Genomic DNA, 1,913 nt, shown 5'->3' with positions numbered 1-1,913 from the left:
AGCCTGGGCGAACCGAATGTCCAATGGCTGGAAGCAAAGGCCGAGAACGGCACCATCGCCCCGCTGGCGTTGCGGACCTGCCATTTGTCCAGATCTTCCGGCTGCATGCGGAAGTTCGGGTCCGACTGCAGATAGACCGGTTTCACCCGCCCGCGATCGATGAAGTCGTTGACGTAATCGCTGCCCCAGGCGGTCGAAAGCGTGTTGTTGATGTCGGCCAGGCTGACGCCCAGCGCGCTGGCTTTTTCCTGATCGATGTCGACCGAGAATTGCGGCTGGTCTTCCTGCCCGTTGGGCCTCGTGTTGGCGAGCAGCTTGTTCTGCCCGGCCAGGTTCAGAAGCTGGTTGCGCGTCTGGATCAGCGCGTCATGGCCCGCGCCGTTGACATCCTGCAGGTAGAAATCGAAGCCGTTGGTGTTGCCGAAGCCCTGGATGGCGGGAGGCGCAAGCGCGAAGACCTGCGCATCCCTGATCTTCGAAAACGCGCCCATCGCCCGGCCGGCGATTGCCTGCGCGGCAGAAGCCGGCGATTTCCGCAGGTCGAAGTCCTTCAGCCGCACGAAAGCAATGCCGACATTCTGCCCTGCGCCGCCGAAGCCGAAGCCGGAAGCGGTGAACACCCCGTCGACGACGTCCTTCTCCTGATTGAGATAATGGTCGGTCACCTCTGCCAGCACCCGCTCCGTGCGATCCTGCGTCGCGCCGACCGGCAGCGACACGCTGGTGATCAGGATGCCTTGGTCTTCTTCCGGCAGGAACGAACTTGGCAGCCGGGCAAACATCCAGCCCACGGCAACGACGATGGCCAGGAAGACGGCGAGGAAGCGCCAGGACCGGTTGATAATGCCGTGCGAGCCGTCGCGATAGGCAAGCGTGCCGCGATCGAAGACCCGGTTGAACCAGCCGAACGGGCCCGTTTGCGTCGCATGGTCCTTGGGCGGTCGCAGGATCGTGGCGCAAAGTGCGGGCGTCAGCACAAGGGCGACCAGCACGGACAACACCATCGCCGAGACGATGGTCACCGAGAATTGCCGGTAGATGATGCCGGTCGAGCCGCCGAAGAAAGCCATCGGCACGAACACGGCCGAAAGCACGGTGGCGATGCCGATCAGCGCTCCGGTGATTTCGTGCATCGACTTGCGCGTCGCCTCCTTCGGCGGCAGGCCTTCCTCCTGCATCACGCGCTCGACATTCTCGACGACGACGATGGCGTCGTCGACGAGCAGACCGATGGCCAGCACCATGGCGAACATGGTCAGCGTGTTGACGGAATAGCCGAACAGCGACAGCACGCCGAACGTGCCGAGCAGCACCACCGGCACGGCGATCGTCGGGATGATGGTGGCCCGCAGATTCTGCAGGAAGATGAACATCACCAGGAACACCAGCACGATCGCCTCGGCCAGCGTCTTGACCACTTCCTCTATCGACAGCCGCACGAAAGGCGAAGTGTCGTAGGGATAGACGACCTCGACGCCTTGCGGGAAGGTCGAGCTCAGCCGGGCGATCGTCGAGCGCACCGCTTCGGCGGTGTTGATGGCGTTGGCGCCGGTCGCCAAATTGACGGCCACGCCGGCCGCGGGCTTGCCGTTGTAGTTGGCCTGCGTCGTGTAGCTTTCGGCGCCGAGTTCGACGGTGGCGACATCGTTGAGGCGAACCAGCGAGCCATCGGTTTGGCTCTTCAGGATGATGTTGCGGAACTGTTCGGCGGTCTGCAGCCGGCTCTTGGCCGTCACCGTGGCATTGAGCTGCTGGCCCTTGCGCGCCGGCAGGCCGCCGAGCTGGCCGGCAGAAACCTGCGTGTTCTGCGCCTCGATGGCGGTCGCCACGTCGCTCGGCATCAGGGCATATTTGGCGAGCTTGTCGGGGTCGAGCCAGATGCGCATGGCATAGCCGGAGCCGAACAGCTGCGT

Annotated in this window: 1 protein-coding gene; it reads right to left on the bottom strand. The window is 63.9% G+C overall.

The genetic code is table 11. From position 1 onward, the window contains the following. A partial coding sequence (locus tag EN939_RS32065; protein ID WP_127271571.1) for an efflux RND transporter permease subunit occupies window positions 1–1,913 on the bottom strand: 1,913 nt, incomplete at both ends.

Source organism: Mesorhizobium sp. M7A.F.Ca.CA.002.05.1.1 (genome assembly GCF_003998335.1).
Classification (GTDB): Bacteria; Pseudomonadota; Alphaproteobacteria; order Rhizobiales; family Rhizobiaceae; genus Mesorhizobium.
This window is presented reverse-complemented; position numbering and strand designations above follow the sequence as displayed.